This is a genomic window from Staphylococcus marylandisciuri, from assembly GCF_025519785.1.
GTDB lineage: Bacteria > Bacillota > Bacilli > Staphylococcales > Staphylococcaceae > Staphylococcus > Staphylococcus marylandisciuri.
Genome location: NZ_JAOPKZ010000061.1, coordinates 1 through 261, shown reverse-complemented (window position 1 = coordinate 261; position 261 = coordinate 1). Strand labels below are relative to the sequence as shown.

General features: G+C 32.6%; 1 pseudogene. It reads left to right on the top strand.

Annotated features, from left to right (window positions below):
- Window positions 1–261 (top strand): annotated as a pseudogene (locus tag N9R04_RS11385) (IS110 family transposase); the annotation flags it as partial.

The following is a 261-nucleotide window of genomic DNA, read 5'->3' as shown; positions in this document are numbered from 1 at the left end:
CTCAATTAGAAAAATTATTTAAAAACCGTTACTCTCTCATAGCACTTAATATCGCTCAACAATTCCCTCATCCTGACATCGTCTATCAACAAGATTTAGAAACGCTTATTACGAGCATACTCAACTCCACAGATAAAGGTTTATCTATTAAGAAAGCAGAAAACTATGCGAAAGAATTAGTTAAACTTGCACGTGAAAGTTATCCTCATGTAGCTAAACATTCTTTTCTAGTTCAAAAAACGAAATTACGCATTCAACAAT